At 48.6% G+C, this 17,854-nt stretch carries 16 protein-coding genes; 13 read left to right on the forward strand and 3 right to left on the reverse strand.

The genetic code is table 11. The features are described from left to right. Positions 1–2: 2 nt before the first annotated feature. The 5 genes from nudC (at position 3) to ACJJIC_RS10660 (ending at position 5,209) form a co-directional block, all read left to right on the forward strand. Positions 3–818, forward strand: a complete 816-nt coding sequence (nudC, locus tag ACJJIC_RS10640) for an NAD(+) diphosphatase (RefSeq protein WP_444885409.1) — start codon at positions 3–5, stop codon at positions 816–818. 45 nt (positions 819–863) lie between these two features. Next, a complete protein-coding gene (locus tag ACJJIC_RS10645; protein WP_445356875.1) occupies positions 864–1,514 on the forward strand; it encodes a cation/multidrug efflux pump in 651 nt (216 codons plus the stop codon). A gap of 47 nt (positions 1,515–1,561) precedes the next feature. Further along, positions 1,562–2,707 (forward strand): protease SohB, encoded by a 1,146-nt coding sequence (sohB, locus tag ACJJIC_RS10650; RefSeq protein ID WP_444885407.1) that lies wholly within the window; start codon positions 1,562–1,564, stop codon positions 2,705–2,707. Positions 2,708–2,761: 54 nt separating this feature from the next. After that, positions 2,762–3,775: a YhdH/YhfP family quinone oxidoreductase gene (locus tag ACJJIC_RS10655; RefSeq protein WP_445356876.1), complete on the forward strand. Its 1,014-nt coding sequence runs from the start codon at positions 2,762–2,764 to the stop codon at positions 3,773–3,775. Between the two features lie 168 nt (positions 3,776–3,943). Next, complete coding sequence (locus ACJJIC_RS10660; protein ID WP_444888615.1) at positions 3,944–5,209, forward strand: patatin-like phospholipase family protein; 1,266 nt, start codon at positions 3,944–3,946, stop codon at positions 5,207–5,209. A 101-nt stretch (positions 5,210–5,310) separates the two neighbouring features. Here ACJJIC_RS10660 and ACJJIC_RS10665 read toward each other — a convergent pair whose 3' ends face one another. Then, positions 5,311–6,051: a pseudouridine synthase gene (locus ACJJIC_RS10665; protein WP_252085395.1), complete on the reverse strand. Its 741-nt coding sequence runs from the start codon at positions 6,049–6,051 to the stop codon at positions 5,311–5,313. 455 nt (positions 6,052–6,506) lie between these two features. Between ACJJIC_RS10665 and ACJJIC_RS10670 the strand changes: the two genes are divergently transcribed. Then, positions 6,507–7,715, forward strand: coding sequence for an RtcB family protein (locus ACJJIC_RS10670; RefSeq protein ID WP_445356877.1), 1,209 nt, complete (start codon positions 6,507–6,509; stop codon positions 7,713–7,715). 133 nt (positions 7,716–7,848) lie between these two features. After that, a complete protein-coding gene (locus tag ACJJIC_RS10675; RefSeq protein ID WP_252085397.1) occupies positions 7,849–8,073 on the forward strand; it encodes a hypothetical protein in 225 nt (74 codons plus the stop codon). On the opposite strand, the gene ACJJIC_RS10680 is transcribed toward ACJJIC_RS10675, so the two are convergent. Beyond that, complete coding sequence (locus ACJJIC_RS10680; protein WP_445356878.1) at positions 8,070–8,465, reverse strand: YchJ family protein; 396 nt, start codon at positions 8,463–8,465, stop codon at positions 8,070–8,072. The two genes, ACJJIC_RS10675 and ACJJIC_RS10680, sit on opposite strands and share 4 nt — an antisense overlap. Before the next feature lie 172 nt (positions 8,466–8,637). Between ACJJIC_RS10680 and ACJJIC_RS10685 the strand changes: the two genes are divergently transcribed. From ACJJIC_RS10685 to ACJJIC_RS10710, 6 genes are all read left to right on the forward strand, one after another. Then, complete coding sequence (locus ACJJIC_RS10685) at positions 8,638–9,165, forward strand: TetR/AcrR family transcriptional regulator (protein WP_252085399.1); 528 nt, start codon at positions 8,638–8,640, stop codon at positions 9,163–9,165. Between the two features lie 34 nt (positions 9,166–9,199). Continuing rightward, complete coding sequence (locus tag ACJJIC_RS10690) at positions 9,200–10,264, forward strand: efflux RND transporter periplasmic adaptor subunit (RefSeq protein ID WP_444909996.1); 1,065 nt, start codon at positions 9,200–9,202, stop codon at positions 10,262–10,264. Between the two features lie 45 nt (positions 10,265–10,309). Beyond that, positions 10,310–13,417: an efflux RND transporter permease subunit gene (locus tag ACJJIC_RS10695; RefSeq protein ID WP_444888620.1), complete on the forward strand. Its 3,108-nt coding sequence runs from the start codon at positions 10,310–10,312 to the stop codon at positions 13,415–13,417. Between the two features lie 257 nt (positions 13,418–13,674). Beyond that, on the forward strand, positions 13,675–14,226 hold the full coding sequence (locus ACJJIC_RS10700) for an HNH endonuclease family protein (RefSeq protein ID WP_444885399.1): 552 nt from the start codon (positions 13,675–13,677) through the stop codon (positions 14,224–14,226). 91 nt (positions 14,227–14,317) lie between these two features. Next, positions 14,318–17,017: a DEAD/DEAH box helicase gene (locus ACJJIC_RS10705; protein ID WP_445356879.1), complete on the forward strand. Its 2,700-nt coding sequence runs from the start codon at positions 14,318–14,320 to the stop codon at positions 17,015–17,017. Between the two features lie 105 nt (positions 17,018–17,122). Then, the gene (locus ACJJIC_RS10710; protein WP_252085404.1) at positions 17,123–17,425 is read left to right on the forward strand and encodes a hypothetical protein; all 303 of its coding nucleotides are present in this window, start codon (positions 17,123–17,125) and stop codon (positions 17,423–17,425) included. A 101-nt stretch (positions 17,426–17,526) separates the two neighbouring features. Here the strand turns inward: ACJJIC_RS10710 and ACJJIC_RS10715 are convergent, their stop codons facing one another. Continuing rightward, positions 17,527–17,832, reverse strand: a complete 306-nt coding sequence (locus ACJJIC_RS10715; RefSeq protein ID WP_252085405.1) for a DUF6471 domain-containing protein — start codon at positions 17,830–17,832, stop codon at positions 17,527–17,529. Positions 17,833–17,854: the final 22 nt, after the last annotated feature.

The following is a 17,854-nucleotide window of genomic DNA, read 5'->3' on the forward strand; positions in this document are numbered from 1 at the left end:
TTTTGGTTGATCGCTTTGAGCCTGCCGCAAATGTTTGGGAGGCTCCTGAGTTCTCCCAGCAAATTATTGTAGCGGAGGGCCTGGTTCTCTGTAGTGGAGACCGGTTCATTCACGAGGTGGATCAATTGCCACCTACTACTGCTATCTCAAGCCACTATCTCGGTGAGCTGGGAGGTCGCAGTTGCGGTGTTAGAGTACTTTCAGCTCAGTTTGAGATTCATGGGCATGACTGGCGTAACCTGCGTAGTCTGCTTACTTCGACAGAGGAGTATCTATTTGCTTTAGCTGGCCGAGCTCTGCAGGTGGCTTATTGGGATCGAGATCACCGCTTTTGCGGCCGCTGCGGCACAGAAACCCATTACCATTCTCTAGACCGGGCCAGGACCTGCCCAAATTGTCAGTTGACGGTTTACCCAAGAATTTCTCCTTGCGTAATCATGTTGGTTACCCGTGGGGAGGAGTGCCTACTCGCTCGCCATGCCAATCGAAGAAATATCACCTATACCGCGCTGGCTGGATTTATTGAACCAGGTGAAAGTGCAGAGCAAGCTTTAAGGCGAGAAGTCCGAGAGGAAGTTGGACTTGAGGTGGGAAAACTCAGGTACGTCGGTAGCCAACCCTGGCCTTTTCCGGGGCAGTTGATGTTGGGATATCTGGCAGAGTGGCAGGGGGGGGAGCTATGCCCCGATCCAAATGAGATTGAGGAGGCTCAGTGGTTCCACTATCGTTCGCTGCCAGCTATTCCGCCAGTGCAAACTTTATCTGGACAGTTGATTCATACGTTTTCCAATTTATTGGCAGGCGGATTGAAGCTGTAGACCTTCCGTTTTTAAGGAATTGGCAGAGAGGAGTTAAGTATCATCATGTATATCGTGATCACCTTCCTAATAGCGGTAGTGGCTCTGTTCCTCGTCTTTTGGGGAGCGAGGGTACTATTGAGTGGCTCTTGGGTGATGGGTTTTTTACGCGGCTCTTTAGGGCTGGTTTTCTTTGGTTTGGCCCTTTGGATCGTTTTGGTTGCTGCGGATGTATACAGTTATCGAAATCTAGGTAATGAGCATAGCGTTGGCGTTGTGTCATTTAAAAAGATCGCGGAGCAGCAGTTTGAAGTGAAGTTTTCTGATGCCGATGGTATTTCACAAAAATTTGAGCTGTATGGAGATCAGTGGCAATTGGATGCCCGTATGCTGAAGTGGCAAGGCCCATTGATACGTTGGGGTATCGAGCCAGCTTATCGCCTGGATCGCCTGAGCGGTCGTTATCTTACCTTGCAAGATGAAAGAGTACGCGAACGCTCTGTGCATCAAATTGATGGCACAAATTATGGGGTTGATATTTGGCAGTTTGTACGAGGGTTTGATAAAAATCTTCCTTTCGTTGATGCCGTCTACGGGAGCGCAACCTTTTTGCCCATGGAGGATGGTGCAGTTTATGAGGTGCGTATCAGTCACAGCGGCTTGTTGGCGCGACCATTAAATCAGCAGGCGACCACTGCCTTGGATGGTTGGCAGTAGGGCGGCTAAATAATTTTTAATTTGCATGGCAGCAATCTGGAGTATAAGTGGAATTTTTAATTGAATACGGCCTGTTCTTGGCAAAAATAGTAACTGTTATCGTTGCTCTGATGGTGTTGATAGGTTTTATTTTTGCTAATCGAGAGCAGCTTAAAGAGAGGGTGCAGGGACACATCAGTGTTACTCGATTGAATGACCGCTACGAGCAGTTTAAAGAAACTCTGCTCGAAGCCGTTATGGAAAAACATGAGTTTAATCAACGTAAAAAGCAGCTAGCAAAGGATAAGAAAGCTGAGGAAAAAGCCCTGGCTAAAAAGCATAAAGCGGCGGCCAAAGAGAAAACCTCCAAAGAAGGCAATCTAGGGGGTGAGACGAAAGAGCCACAAGCTGATGCCCGTGAGGCAGAGAAAATCTCGGATTCGACAGATGAGCGCAAGCGTATTTTTGTCACCCACTTTAATGGCGACATCAAAGCCAGTGAGCTTTCGCGTTTGCGGGAGGAAATTACTGCAATTCTTCAAGTTGCAGAGGCTGGTGATGAGGTACTGCTCTGCTTGGAAAGCCCCGGGGGAATGGTGGCCAACTATGGCCTGGCCGCAAGCCAGTTGGCACGTGTACGTAGTGCGGGCATTCAGCTCACTATTGCAGTGGATAAAGTGGCGGCAAGTGGCGGTTATATGATGGCCTGCGTGGCAGACAGAATTCTTGCTGCACCTTTCGCAATGTTGGGCTCTATCGGTGTTTTGGCGCAGCTACCTAACTTTAATCGCTTGCTAAAGCGTCACGATGTGGATTATGAGCTTTTCACTGCGGGTGAGTTCAAGCGCACAGTAACCATGTTCGGAGAAAATACTGAAGAAGGGCGTGAGAAGTTCCAGAGTGATCTGGAGGAAATACATGTCCTTTTCCAGCACTTTATCAGTGAGTACCGCCCCAACTTGGATGTTGCCAAGGTTGCGACAGGAGAAGTTTGGTTTGGGCAAAAGGCTCTGACAATGGGCCTTGTGGATGAGCTGAAAACATCTGATGAGTACCTGACAGATTGTGCTAAACATGCTGACCTGTTTCAGGTGGAATACAAAGAGAAGAAAAATATCGCCAAGAAAATGGGGTTGGCTGCTGAGGCCGGGGTAGAGTCGGCCCTGACACGTCTATTCTCAAGATTGAGCGCATGGCGTCATCACGCCCAGTAAGAGATGTCGACTAGGGCAATTTATTGGGAAGTTTGTCATTAGGATAAAGCAGGCATGAATAGTTCTCAGGAAAGGGAGTTTCGGGCCATTAGGGTGGAAGAGGTGGCCGCTGGAAAATTTGATCAACTACTGGTGAAGCGACATCTCCGAGATTTGCCCAATAACCCCTTGTTGCTTAGAGTTTCCTATTCCTCTCTGAACTACAAGGATGCTATGTCTGCATTTGGAAACCGCAGTATTACCAGAGAGTACCCGCACACTCCAGGGATTGATGCCGTAGGCTCAGTGCTCGAAGACCAAAGTGGTAAATTCAGGCCAGGAACTGAACTCTTAGTCACAGGTTATGATTTAGGCATGAATACCCCAGGCGGCTTGGCGGAGGTTACTGCTGTTCCCTCTGAGTGGGCTCTACCGCTTCCAGAGGGGCTCAGCGCCAGGGAATCTATGGCGCTTGGTACTGCTGGGTTAACCGCTGCCCTCTGTGTGGACCGGCTACTGGAGGCTGGAGCCATGCCAGAAGATGGTGAAGTATTGGTCAGCGGTGCTACTGGCGGAGTCGGGTCAATTGCGGTGGCGCTGCTGGCAAAGTTGGGCTTTCGAGTAGCTGCGGTGACCGGGAAACTTGAAGCGGCAGACTTTCTCGCTGAATTGGGTGCTTGGAAGGTACTTGACCGAGATACTTTAGCGCCATTTGCCAACAAGGCCATGGCTAAGCCCTTATGGGCTTGGGCTGTAGATACAGTAGGCGGGGAAACCCTTTTTAATGTGGTTAAATCCCTAGCATACGGTGGTGGTGTAGCGGCATGTGGTATGGCTTCGGGCGCACAGTTTCATGCAAATGTATTCCCTTTTATTTTGCGAGGTATCAGTCTGCTGGGCGTTGATAGTGTAGAGCTGCCAGTAGAAAAGAAAGCCGCGGTTTGGCAAAAGCTAGCTGGCCCATGGTATATCGGCGATAAGCTAAAACTTATTGCGGAAGATATATCACTTGAACAGGCACCGGAATTTCTGGCACGGTTACACCGAGGCCATGGAATCGGCCGCTATGTCGTTAATATGGCACTTTAGATTTCTTGAGTATTTCAGAGTTTATTTGGAGAAAAAATTACAGCTGAACAGGCGAATGACAGTCATCTGCCTCTTTATATAAGTAATGGTGTTTGTCTGTGTCTGTGCTTTTCAATAGCCTTATAGCCAGTAGCGTGATTTATAGCCTGTTTCTGTTGGAAGATGACAGTGTCTCAAGGTAACGAAAAGTCCCTGATTCCGGTGCAGAACAGCGCGTTAGTGCTCTCGGGTGGTGGCGCCCGTGCTGCTTATCAGGCCGGGGTTCTCAAAGCCCTAGCAGAAGTTGTGCCTGAAGATAACCCGCGCCCTTTTAAAATTATTTGCGGCACATCTGCTGGCGCTATGAATGCCATGATGCTGGCCGCTCACCCAGGTACATTTAAAGAAGCGATCGAGAGTATGTGCTCGGTGTGGATGAACCTGAGTGTGGAGCGGGTGTACCGCACTAGCTGGTTTAGCTTAATTAGTAATTTATTGTCTATTAGCCGTTCGCTGTTTAATCAGGGTGTTGGGCGAGAAAAACCTCTTGCTCTTCTCGATAATTCCCCCTTGCGTCAGCTTTTACTGGATGTAATTAATTTCGATAATATCCAAAAAAATATCGACGCAGGCCATCTACACGCAACTTGCATTAATGCGCTTTCATATAGTGAGGGCGAGTCGGTGAGCTTTTATCAAGCTGCGGATGGTGTGAGAGGTTGGCAGCGCTTTCGCCGGTTTGGAGTTTCCACCCGCTTGACGGTGGATCACCTGCTCGCCTCATCTGCAATCCCCGCAATTTTTCCTGCAGTAAAAATCGACGATATTTACTACTGCGATGGTGCAATTCGTCAAATGGCTCCCATCAGCCCGGCCTTACACCTTGGAGCTAAGCGTGTCTTTATCGTAGGTGTTTCCGATAACCGCTCTCCAGTTCACTGGGGTAGTCGGCGTAGCAATAATCAGGTCCATTCTCCTTCAATGGCCCAGATTACTGCTCAGTGGTTCAATGCTGCTTTTATTGATAGCTTGGAAGGGGATTTGGAACATTTGGATAGGGTTAATACCTTACTGGATTCTGTGGAAGAAGATAAATTTGCCGATCTCTCTCCTCTTCGGCCAGTAGAATCCGTGGTTATTGAACCATCGCAGAGTCTCGCCAGATTGGGAGGGAGAAAATTAAAGTATCTACCGCCGGCGTTGCGTTGGTTATTTCGCTCCACAGGTGCGACGCGGTCTGGAGGCGGAGTCTCCGCGGCAAGTTACTTGCTTTTTGAACGGCCTTATATTGAGGAGTTGATTGAGCTTGGCTACCAGGATGCAATGTGGGAGAAAGATAAATTGCGCTATTTCTTGAGGCCTCAGCCCAAACTTGAGGTGGAGCGAAGAGGCCTCTTTGGTTCACGTAAAAAGAGTATCGAGGATCAGCTTGGGCAGGGAGATGTTTCGTCGTAATTTGGACTGCCTGCTAACGATTTGAATTAAGTGTGATTTCTATTTAGGAGATCTCGCTCGAACACAGTGTTTCTTGGTTTTCTAATTTTATTCCCTTTGCTTCAGTGGTTGAGTGCATCAGACCAGCCAAATGTCTGCAGAAGCTTCATGAACTTTCCTCGTGGTTCGGCCTGTAATACTAATAATTTTTGACTAGCTGGGTGCTGTAATTCTAATTTTACGGCATGTAGTAGCAGTCTCCCACAATTAAACTGCTGAGAAAAAAAATGGTTGTGGGAAGATTTTCCATATTTGGGGCAACCAATTAAGGGGTGGTGAATATGCTTGAAGTGTCTGCGGATTTGATGTCGGCGACCAGTTTTCAGCTGAATTTCTACCAGTGAATATCGGCTGGTGGGATAGCGATCCACCTCATAAGGTAGTTCTATGGTGGCGAGCCGCTGAAAGAGGGTGATGGCCTCCTGGCGGGGAAGCTCTGACTTGGGGCGCTTCCTCTGGTGTTTAAAGTCTGCTACCGGTGGGAGTGGGTAATCAATGGTCTCCTGTTCGGGGCAGTATCCGCGGCAAACAGCAAGATATTTCTTTAGGGAGCCCTTACCTTCCAGTTGATGTTGGAGCTGAGCGGCGACCGCACTGCTTTTGCCAAAAATAATAACTCCAGATGTAGGCTTATCTAGTCTGTGAACTGGGTATAAATGATAACCACTTAGATTGCGGAGGTGCTGCAGGAGGATACGTGTCTCGTGACGGTCTATCTCGGAGCGGTGAACGAGCCAGCCTTCAGGCTTATAAGCGGCAAGCAGGTGTTCGTCCTCATAGATAATCTCTGGTTCACAACTCATGGTTTGATCTGATACAGGCTCATATGTCGGCTGCTTAGTGTATTGCCGAAACGTAGTGATTGCATATAAAAAATGCCTCAGTTAATTGGTTATTAATACCTGATAGTAACTTGTTGAGAAAAAATACTAAAAAGTAGTTTAAATTTAGGTTGACTTATTACGGCTAGGCAATAAAATTTGTCACATAGTTTGTTGTCGGCATGAGTTGCTTAAAGCTGGCATTTTTTATTAGTTATTTCTTGATTGACGTGGAACGCAGCCACGAAGGAGCCATGAAATGCGAAATGTAGATATTAACAACCTGTTTTTTTGATCGCTTTTCATGTGTATCTGCTTGAAAAGTGATTGAGCTTTTCAAGCCAGAATTCTCTAGAGCCCTGGCATTTGCCGGGGCTTTTTTGTTTGGGGCTTTGGAGAGCTTTTAATGATTTATTGGATCAATCCAAGGACTCTATATGCCTGTAAAAATTGTGCTAAATAAAAATGCACAGCAAGGTAGTGTGCCGGTAAAAATATATACCGATGAAATCGAGCCGCAGGCCTTGCAGCAGCTAAAAAATATTGCTCAGTTACCAATCGTACACTCCCATGTTGCGGCAATGCCGGATGTACATTTAGGAAAAGGGGCAACCGTTGGTTCTGTGATCCCAACAGTAGATGCGGTAATCCCATCAGCGGTAGGGGTGGATATTGGCTGCGGAATGAATGCAGTGCGAACTTCGTTACATGCCCATCAGTTGCCTGACAACCTGAAAGCATTGCGGGAGGCCATTGAGGTGAAAGTACCCATTGGACAGGGTCGTCACAAGATGATCAGTGCCAGGGAATCTGCCTGCAAACTTTTAGCTCCCGGTGTGGATAGGTTGTTTGAAAAACATCCTGGGCTACTAAAAAGGCTGCATCAGCCACAGAAAACTTGGGTTACCCAGATGGGGACCCTGGGTGGCGGCAATCATTTTATTGAAATTTGTCTGGATGAAAATAATGCGGTTTGGGTGATGCTGCACTCAGGCAGTCGAGGTGTTGGCAATGCTATTGGACAGCACTTTATCCAGTTGGCTCGAAAGGATATGGCAGGACATATACGTAATCTGCCAGATAAAGATTTGGCTTACTTTTCCGAAGGTAACCACCATCTTGATGATTACATCGAGGCGGTAAGCTGGGCCCAGGAGTACGCTAGAGTTAATCGGGAAGAAATGATGAGGTTGGTTTTGAATTGTCTCAAAAATCATCTGCCAAAATTTACGCTCACCAGTGAGGCAATCAATTGTCATCACAATTATGTAGTGCGCGAACGCCATTTTGAGCAGGATGTTTTTATTACCCGTAAAGGGGCGATCAGTGCGAAAAAAGATCAGCTGGGAATTATTCCAGGCTCAATGGGAGCCAAGTCCTATATTGTGCGTGGACGTGGTATTGCCGAATCATTCCACTCATGCGCTCATGGAGCTGGCCGCAAAATGAGTCGTAGCGCAGCGCGCCAGAGGTTTACCAGGCAGGATCTTGAAGAGCAGACTAGGGGTGTTCAATGCCGTAAAGATAAGGGAGTGATTGATGAAATTCCGGCGGCCTATAAAGATATAGATCAAGTTATGGATAATCAGTCAGACCTTGTCGAAGTGGAGCATACCCTGCGTCAGGTAATATGTATTAAGGGGTAGACTTCTAGTTTGTAGCAGTTTTGAAAAGGAGTTATTTGATGTGGCATAAGCCGGTTACTTGGCTGAGACTAGCAGGAAAATACCTTAGCTGTTGGCACTTAGCTGCCAAAATTTTCGACAAAGGAGAATGTATATGAAAAAAAATCCACCTAAGGGGAGTGGGAAATTTCGCAATTATATCGCGCGTAATCCACTTATGGGGAAGGGTGGTGCGCACGTTAAAGCAAAGTCAGGAAAACGTTTTTTAAATAAACAAAAAATGAGGAAGGAGGTGCGGGAGTGGAGGGGCTCCCGCGATACTTACTCTCTTGTAGTTGCAGTTCGTTTTATTTTGCCACTGACTCTTGCCGGTTTTTAGGTTCTGCCTTCTTCAGGCCATCCGGGGAGCGCTTCCAGATACACCCACTTTTTTTTGTAGAGTTTGAACAGGGATACTTCATGAATTACATGTTCCTGCTCATTTTCTGAATACCACGCCTTAAACTCTACCACCGATCTCTTCAGGCCAGCTTTGCTTTTAATAACCTCCAGTCTCGTCCACTGGGTCTCCAGGTCCTCCTGGCGAAGATCTGGATAGGTGTCTGGATGCCAAGTTTTGCGCAGATAGGCCAGGTTTCCCATCGCATAAGCGCAATAACGGCTGCGCATCAGGTTCTCTGCAGTATTGGGATAGGCTTGCCCAGAGAGGAAGAGGTTGCAACAGCTCTGAAATTTCTTACCTGAGCCGCAGGGGCAGGCGTGATCCGTCATAAGTAACTCCGTAATCGGGGGCGCTGACTTTCACTGGTTAGGTCAGCGCGTTTCGTAAACACTTTTTAACCTTGCTTGACGGTGACAGAGGGTAGCATAGCTTGATCTTTTGCTGAGGAGCGTTAAGATACCGACCAGCCGGTTGGTTTGTTGGGTAATCCCGGGAGGTCATGTGTCCAGAGTCGATAAATCTGCCATTGTCCGTGCTGCCGAAGAGGTGGTGCGAGAGAAGGGGGCACGCAAGCTCACTCTCGATGCAGTGGCTACCCAGTGCGGGTTAAGTAAGGGTGGTTTAATTCATCACTTCAGAACCAAACAGTCTCTTCTCAAAGCGATGTTGGAGGCAGCGATTGCCAGGGAAGATGCCAGTGCTGAAGCTTGCACCAAAGCTGGCGGTGACTTGTTGACCTCTCGGCTGAGTTCCATTTTTGAACTAATGGAAGATGATGAAGGCTTGCCCCGTTCATTGATTGCAGCAGTAGCCGAAGATCCGGCGCTCCTGGAACCAGTTAAGGTTAAGGAGGCTGAATTGCGCAGTGAAATCTCCCAAACCTACAAAGACCCCGAGTTTGCACAGCTGTTGATTCTCGCAGCCCAAGGTATGTTCTTTGGGCGTGTGTTGGGTGTGGTGGAGCCAGAAGATCCGATGCTCACCCGTTTACGCGAACGTTTGTTGATGCTTTCTGCAGATCTCACCTGATTTTTTTCTTAAACACGCTTTTTGGATGACGAATATGAAATTGTCGGTAAGTTCTCGTGCCCCACTAGCCCTGCTTATGGCAGCGGTGGTCATTCTTGCGGGTTGCTCCGGCTCGGAGAAAGAAGAGCAACGTGCTGAGCGGTTGTGGCCGGTGAAAGTGGCCACCGTTCAGAGCACCAATAAAGTGGCAGATCGCCAATTTGCAGGCAGGGTAAAAGCTGTGCAGAGCGTGGACCTTTCTTTTCAGGTTGGCGGTAAGCTCGATAAGCTAAATCTTCGAGAGGGCGAAATCATTCCTAAAGGCACTTTGATTGCCGAGCTTGACGATCGCGATTACCGGCGCCGGGTAAAGGAAGCCCGGGTAAATGTAGAGCTTCTGGAGAAAACATTGAATCGACAGCGCTCACTGGCAAGTTCGAAAGTGATTTCCCAGCAGCAGCTCGATGAAACCGAGAGTAACTTTGACCTTGCCAAAGTAACCCTGGAAAGAGCGGAACAGGATTTAGCTTATACCAAGCTGACGGTTCCCTTTGATGCGTTGGCAACACGGCAGCTTGTCGAGAATTACACTAACGTTCAGCCAGGCCAGCCCATTGTGCGCTTACAGAATATTTCTGAGGTGCGTATACAAATTTCTGTGCCGGAAAAAATGTTGGCTACTGTCAACGAAGAGCAAATAAGCTCAGTGTTAGCGGAGTTTGAGTTTCTTCCGGGTGAGCAGTTTGCTTTGCAATACCGTGAACACCAAGCGGAAGCCGACAGTGTAACCCAGACCTACGCGGTGGAACTGGGGATGCCGCGACCGCAGAATGTTCAGATCCTTCCTGGTATGACTGCCCGAGTGACGGTCAAAATGAAAGAGAGCAGCGGAGATTTTTGGATTCCTCTGGCGGCGGTGCAGAGTAATAGTGAGGGGAAACCCTATGTCTGGCAAATTAATGAAGATCAATCGGTTTCCAGGGTTCAGGTGGCACTTGGCCGTACCAATGGTGAAGCCGTACAGATCACTAAGGGCTTGTCAGCAGCGATGAAGTTGGTAGCCGCGGGCGGTCAGCATCTCTATGACGGTGCAAAAGTTCGCAATTATGTACAGCACTAATTTTTTGCTTGAGATCTCTGGCCCTGTAAACAGGGGGGAAATGTTGTGAAGATTTCTGACACATTTATCGAAAAGCCGGTTTATAGCTGGCTACTAATGTTGATTTGCCTGATCGGCGGACTCTGGGGGCTTTCGGATATTGGCCGCCTTGAAGACCCTGCCTTTACCATTAAAGAAGCGCGAGTGTATACCTTCTATCCCGGTGCCAGTGCACAAAGGGTGGAAGAAGAGGTTACGGAAAAGCTTGAGGTCGCTATCCAGCAAATGGGACAGTTGGATAAGGTTTCCTCTACCTCTAGTCCGGGAATGTCAGAAATCCGTGTAGAGATTAAGGATCAATACGCCTCCGCAGAACTGGCTCAGGTATGGGATGAGCTGCGTCGCAAAGTTAATGATGCCCAAAGTGACCTTCCTAGTGGGGCATATCCCTCGGTGGTCAATGATGACTTCGGTGAAGTCTACGGTATTTATTATGCGATTACCGGCGAGGGTTTCTCCCTGACCGAAATGCGTGAAATCACCAAAGCGATTCGTCGTGAACTGCTCGGTGTTGAGGGGGTGGCGAAAGTTTCCCGTTCTGGAATCATTGATGAAGTCGCCTATTTGGATATTGATGAGTCCCGACTCGCTCAGTTTGGTTTCTCTCTCGATGATCTAGCCCAGGTTCTGCAATCGGAGAGCTCCACACAGAAAGTTGGAGAAATCGGTGGTCAGGATTTGCGCACCCGTATCGTAGTGGATAATCCTGCAAGTGACTTGGAAGCAATCCGTAATATTCTTGTGGGTGTACCTGGTTCAACGGCAATGTTGGCCATCAGAGATATCGCAGATATCTCCCTAGGTTACGATGAAAGCCCTAGCTTTATCGCCCGTTATGATGGAAATCAGGCGGTATTACTTGGTATAGCGGGAGCTGAAAATACCAATATTGTTAATGTTGGTAAGGCTGTAGAGGCCAAGCTTGAGGAGATAAAACAGGCACTGCCGCTGGGGGTGGAAATTCACCCGGTTTATGCCCAGCACCAAGTGGTAGAAGAGAGTGTCGATGGCTTTCTGTTTAATCTAGTCTCTTCAGTTGTGATCGTTACCCTCGTACTCTGTGTATTTATGGGCTGGCGTTCTGGCGTGGTGGTGGGTACCGTGCTTGGTCTTACGGTTCTGGGTACCGTATTAATCATGAATTTGTTTGGTTTGAACCTGCAGAGGATTTCTCTTGGTGCCCTCATTATTGCCATGGGTATGTTGGTTGATAATGCTATCGTAGTTGCAGAAGGCATGTTGATGGGGGTTCAACGAAATGAGGAGCCCAAGAGTGCTGCCAGCCGGGTAGTGCGCCAAACATTCTGGCCGCTTTTGGGGGCCACTGTAATTGGTATTATGGCTTTCTCTGGTATTGGACTGTCTGATGATGCCACCGGTGAATTCCTTTTCTCTCTGTTTGCTGTGATTGGGATTTCATTGCTGCTCAGCTGGATTCTCGCTGTAACTGTAACGCCCTATTTGGGGTATCACCTGTTCAAACCCGGTAAGAATTCAGATTCTGAAGACCCCTATAATGGTCGTTTTTACAACATGTATTCCGGAGCCTTAGCAGGAGCATTAAGGCATCGTGGCCTCACCATCGGCTTACTCGTTGCCGTTACATTAGTAAGCTATTTTGCTTTTGGGTTTGTAAAGCAGGGATTCTTCCCCAACTCCAATGCACCGCTGTTTTATGTGAATTACTTCTTGCCACAGGGCAGTGACATTAACCGTACTGATAAGGCTCTTCAACAGGCAACAAAGTATTTTAAAGAGCAGGATGAGGTGGTTTCGGTAACGGCTGTAGCTGGTCGGGGAGCCGATCGCTTTATGCTCACTTATGCTCCTGAACCGCCCAATGCTTCCTATGGTCAGCTAATTGTTCGCACTGAGAATCGCGAGCAGATCGCTCAACTGATAGAGAGGGCAAAGGCGCAGTTACGTGAAGAGCAGCCTGAAGCATTGATTACCTTTAAGCGCCTGGTGTTTGGCCCTGGTGGTGGTGCCGATGTGGAAGTGCGAATTTCTGGTCAGGATTTTCAGACCTTGCGTGCGCTTGCCGTAGATGTTGAGCAACAGTTTCGTGAGAAGGGCCTGGAAGATATTCGCCATGATTGGCGCAGTAGAGAGCCGACTATCCATGCCCACCTTGATGATGAGCGTGCTCGCGTAGCTGGTGTCACGAATACCGATATTAGCCGGATGATTCAATTTGCCTCTGCCGGTTATACCGTGGGTGATTTTGAGAGCGGCGATCGTATTATCCCTATTATTGCGCGAATGCCGGAAGGGGATAGGAATCAAGTGGGTTCCCTTGAGGATCGTTTGGTCTGGAGCCCTAACGAGCAAGGGTATATTCCGGCGGGACAGTTGATCACGGATTTTGAGGTTACTGCAGACGAGGGCCTGATCCAAAGGCGCGATAGGGTTCCGACCATCACTATCAGTGCCGATGCTCCGGAAGGCGTTACTGCTATGGCCGCGTTTGGGAGAATTCGCCCCTGGGTAGAAAGTATGCAGTTACCACCAGGCTTTAAAGTGGAATTTGGTGGTGAGTATGAAAGCTCTACCGATGCACAGAAGTCTCTGGGTAAAGGCTTGCCACTTGGCTTCCTAATCATGATCCTGGTATCGATCTTGTTGTTCGGTACTGTACGTGAGCCCGTAATTATCTGGCTGGTAGTTCCCATGTGTTTGGTGGGCGTAGTTGTAGGCTTGTTGGCGACGGGGCTGCCTTTCGGATTTATGTCACTTCTTGGTGTATTGAGTTTATCCGGAATGCTGATTAAAAACGCTGTGGTTTTGGTCGATGAGATCGAAGTGCAAACACATGCGGGCCTGCCCAGACTCACTGCTATTCAGCGTGCTAGCGTAAGTCGCTTGCGTCCGGTCTTCCTTGCAGCTGTGACCACTATTTTAGGAATGTCGCCACTGCTATTTGATGCTTTCTTTGCGGATATGGCCGTAACCATTATGGGGGGGCTAGGTTTTGCCACTGTGCTTACGCTGATTGCTATCCCTGTTTTCTACGCGGTCTTCCACAAGGTTAAGCCTAATGAGGTGGAAGGTAATCTAGATGAGGTGAATTTAAAGTCGCAGCCAGCCCCTGCTAAAGAGATTGTCTCTGTATAGTGCGATGAGCCTGCGTTGATCGTGGGTAATTCGAGATCCTGCGCAATGCCTTTTTGAGTATTGCGTGGGATCATCCTTCCTTTCCCTGGTACTCGTGGTTTCTAACTGCCTCCGTAGCGCCGGTTCATACACTTATCTTTTCCTTTCGCTGTTTGTAGGTAATTAATGGTTTCGTTTTACCTCAGCTTGAACCGGTACATACAATCCCGATCAGTTTTCTAGTAATCTAAAGATCTGATTTGATTGGTAGTTGATGTATGAGTGTTCGGTCAATTTCAAGATTTTGTGTGTGCTTCTTTTTATTTTCTTTCAGCTTTTCTGCTCTGGCGATTAGTTATGAGAGATCAGAGTGGTTACCCAAGTGGTCTGACACAGATAGGGATTGCCAAGATACCCGACATGAGTTGTTGATACGGTACTCCCTTTCGCCAGTTACTTATACTCGCGCCAACGGCTGTAAGGTGGATACTGGGTTGTGGCTAGATCCTTATACCGGCAATTTTTACAGCAAAGCTTCTGATCTGGATGTGGAGCATATTGTGCCCCTTAAGTGGGCCCATGATCACGGAGGAGCTGGGTGGAGCCGTGCAAAGAAAAGGCGCTTTGCTGAGGATATCGATAATCTCTGGTTGGTGGATGATGGCCGCAATCAAAGTAAAGGGCACAAAGGGCCTGATGAGTGGATGCCACCCTATGCGCCCGTCGGTAAAATATATGTTCAGCGATTTATTTCTATCGTAGAGAAATATGGACTGAGCTTGAGTCGAGATGAATCTCGCAAACTACGCACAATAGCGAGTGAGGGCTAGCCAGTCTAAATGCCAACTGGCACATTGAGTGGGGAGTGTCGTCCCGGTGGTACAATTTCGGGCAGGACTTTGCCTCTAATTGGAAGCATGGATGGTTATGCGGGACTCCTCCAAGTTGTTGGTCGAATATTTCAGACGCTGCTATCAGGCGGATAGTCATGATTTATCACTGAGTAATATTGCCCGGCTTTCGGGTAATCGCCGGGTATTTTTCAGAGAGCGGGACTTTTTAGCCAGTGGAGAGTTGCCCAGAGTGCCATTGGTGGGGACCTCGGCTACTAAGCTCGTAGAGCTAACGGATGCTTACCGAAAAGAGCGCAGTTTAATCTATTCGGTGTTCTTTATCTCTGGTGAACTCCCGAGCCAGCTGGGGCTTAGTTCCAAGCGTCAATTGTGTGCCCCGCTACTGTATTTTCCTGCCCGTCTTTGTTCTGACGAAGAGTATTTTGTAGAGGTCAACTCGGCTGATCTCCATATCAACCTTCCACTGCTGCGCTTGATCCTTAAGCCGGATATAGACTCAAGGGTAACAGATAGCTTCCCTATACCGAGCTTTCCGCTGAATAGTCCCCAGGTGGCAGCCATGGGGCGCTGGCTGGAACAAAACAGTCGGTTAACCGGTATTGAAGAGATTAGCCGCTGGCCGAATCTACAGGCGGTTGATTGTGATGAGTTGGGCAGGGCTCCAGCTCTGGCAATAAGTAGTGCTTGCGCCCTCATTCTGGCTGATAGGTCGCGGGGATCGCGAGGTGTCCTTCATGAGCTGAAACTTCTAGGCCGAGAACGAAACTTTTCTGCTCCATTAAATTTGGCCCTCGGGGAGGAGGTTGTTGATTTCCTGCAAAGTGGCAGTGAGCCGGAGATGCTGCCGGGACTTTTGAGTGAGGCTCAGGAAAGGACATTGCAAAATGCTGCGAAGATGCCCTTGAGTCTGGTTTCCGGCCCGCCAGGCACTGGTAAGAGTTTTACCATTGCCGCAATGGCGATTGACCAAATGCTGCATGGCAATACTGTTTTGGTAGTTTCTAAAACCCCCCAGGCCATAGATGTTGTACGGCAGAAGTTGCGTGAGGCCTATGACTTACAGGAAGGGTATGTACATGCGGGTGAAAAGGGGTTTATACCCAGCCTGAAATTTCATTTGGATTCTTTGCTCAAAGAAGGGGTTGAAGCTCCCGAGGTGAGCGCTGCCAACCTAAAGCGTGGTCTTAAAGTAACACTCAAATCAATGCGTAAAGCTGAGCGCCGCTTTAATGGGGCGTTAAGAGCTGCTCAGAAACTCGGTTCCGATGGTTTTGGTGCTTGGTTGGTGGCATTGAGATTGCGTATTTTAGGTCGGCAACTGGATACGGAATCACTGTGGGAATTCCAGGAGGTAATCGGGACCTTGCGTAAAAATTTTGAGCGGCATGCGTCTCGATTTATTAATGCTTATCGAAAAGAGGCCCTTCTAAATCTTTTAAAGCATGAGAGAAGGCATTTATCGGCTTTCAATCAGGCTCTCAGGGCAAGAACCTCCAAAACGCAAGCAGAGCGTTTTGCTCAAACGAATATGCAGGTTGTTTTACAGGCGTACCCAATTTGGCTTGTGAGCCTGGATGAGCTAAATGAAGTATTGCCTCTCTCCCGCGAGCTCTTTGATCTCGTTATCTTCGATGAGTCCACCCAGTGTGATATCGCCAGCGCCCTACCAGCATTACACCGAGCAAAACGTGCGGTTGTCGTCGGAGATGGCAAGCAGCTGCGTCACGTATCCTTTTTATCTGTGGCGCAACAACAACAGTTGTGGGAAGACCTAGGCAGCCCTGAAGAATTACCTATGAAGTTGAGTTACCGGGACCAGTCCTTGTTGGATATTGTCTCTGACTCCCTGGGTAGTCAGCAGGCCGTTACCTTACTGGATGAACACTATCGTAGTCAGCCGGAGTTAATAGCTTTTAGCAATAACGCTTTTTATACAGATCGACTCAAGGTGATGCAGGCTAGACCGGTAGCCTCCAGTGAGAGGACTTTAACTCTGCATTACTTGGAGGGAAAGCGAGCAAAAAATGGCAGAAATCGGCTGGAAAAGGATTGGATACTTGAGCAGCTGCGTGAACATATTCATCGCTATGCCGACTCACCACTCAAGCCAACGGTTGGAATTCTTTCTCCTTTCAGGGAGCAGGCGGATTATCTGGCATCCGAAGTGGATAAGGCCTTCCCGGCAGATGTGCTGCGCAGTTTCTCCGTCTTGGTTGCAACCCCTTACGGATTTCAGGGAGAGGAGCGGGACCTGATGCTCCTGTCTTTTTCTGTAGACAATCAGTCCCTGCGTGCAGCGACTTATCTTAATCGTGCCGACATGTTTAATGTTGCTGTGACCCGGGCTAAAGAGAGGCAGTTGGTGGCTTATTCCATCAGCCCGGAATCCCTGTCACCTGAGCACTTGCTGCGCCGCTATGTTGATTTTGATCATGAGGCGGGCCTAAGTGCTCCACAAAAAGTTTTTCCCTGTGAGTTTGCCGAAGAGGTGAGCGCGAGCCTGCGGATGGCGGAGGTCAGACATTGGGTAGCATTCCCTATCGCCGGCCAGCGTGTTGATGTGGTCTGTGAATACCACGGTCGGGTCCTGGGGGTGGATTTGATCGGTTTTCCTGGGGAGTATCGGTATCACTTTACTACTCAGACTTATAAAGTGTTGCACAGGGCGGGGGTTACTGTTTTGCCATTACCCTATGCCAGCTGGAAGCGTGACCCAGAGAACTGCCTTAGGCGTATTCTTGCGGTTTTGAAGAGGGATCACCTTTAGGGTAGTGGGGGGGCTCACTCTTAGAAGTGGATACACAAAATGAAAGTTGCGCCGGGGCTGCTAGGCTTTATAGGAGTTCAGCTTGCAGTTTAGCCGAGTACGCCTATGAAATTGTGGTTATTAATACCCTGCTTTTGGGTGACTGCCGTAGCAGCTGTGGATGTGATATTTGTGGATGCCCAGCAGCAACAGGGGGTGCGAAGCCCGACCTTAAGCTTTTGTCAGGCGCGATTCTATGAGGAGGATGACGGCCGCCTTTACTGTAACTGGGCAGTCAATTTTCGCTATGCCTGTTTTGTATGGTGGCCAACCAATAAAATAATACCGGCAGGAGCCAAACTCTCTGAACCAGAGGTTGTCGGTAAGTGTGGTAACGGTGAGCCGGTTTATAAGCTCCATCACTACTAGCTATTCAGCGGGCCTGGTTGCTAGATTTTATAGCATGCTCTGTCTTCGAGTTTAGCGATTTACTTCCTATTGGTACTGCGTGATAGAGCATGTTAGCTTCTCTATTGTTCGGTATTGAGTCCTTGATCTTGCAGTTCTCGCGCTTGCTTAAGGATTTCAGGCATGGCGCTGTCTTCCACCGATAAGGCATCAATGATGGCTGCCAGTAGATCTGCAGAAAACATGCATTTGCTCACCTTGCTGCGCAGGTTTTCCGTGGTCATTGAAATCCCTCTTTCGGCCAGGGCCTGGGCGAGATCCCCGTAACGCATACCCCGCAAAGCCATAGATGCGCGCACATAGCGGGCGATAGCCTGTTTGTACGGAGCCAGTGCTTGCTGGTTACTGAGGCTTTGCTTGTGGTCCATGGGCTCGACTCCGTTACAGTTG

Source organism: Microbulbifer mixtoriginis (SeqCode) (assembly GCF_052468275.1).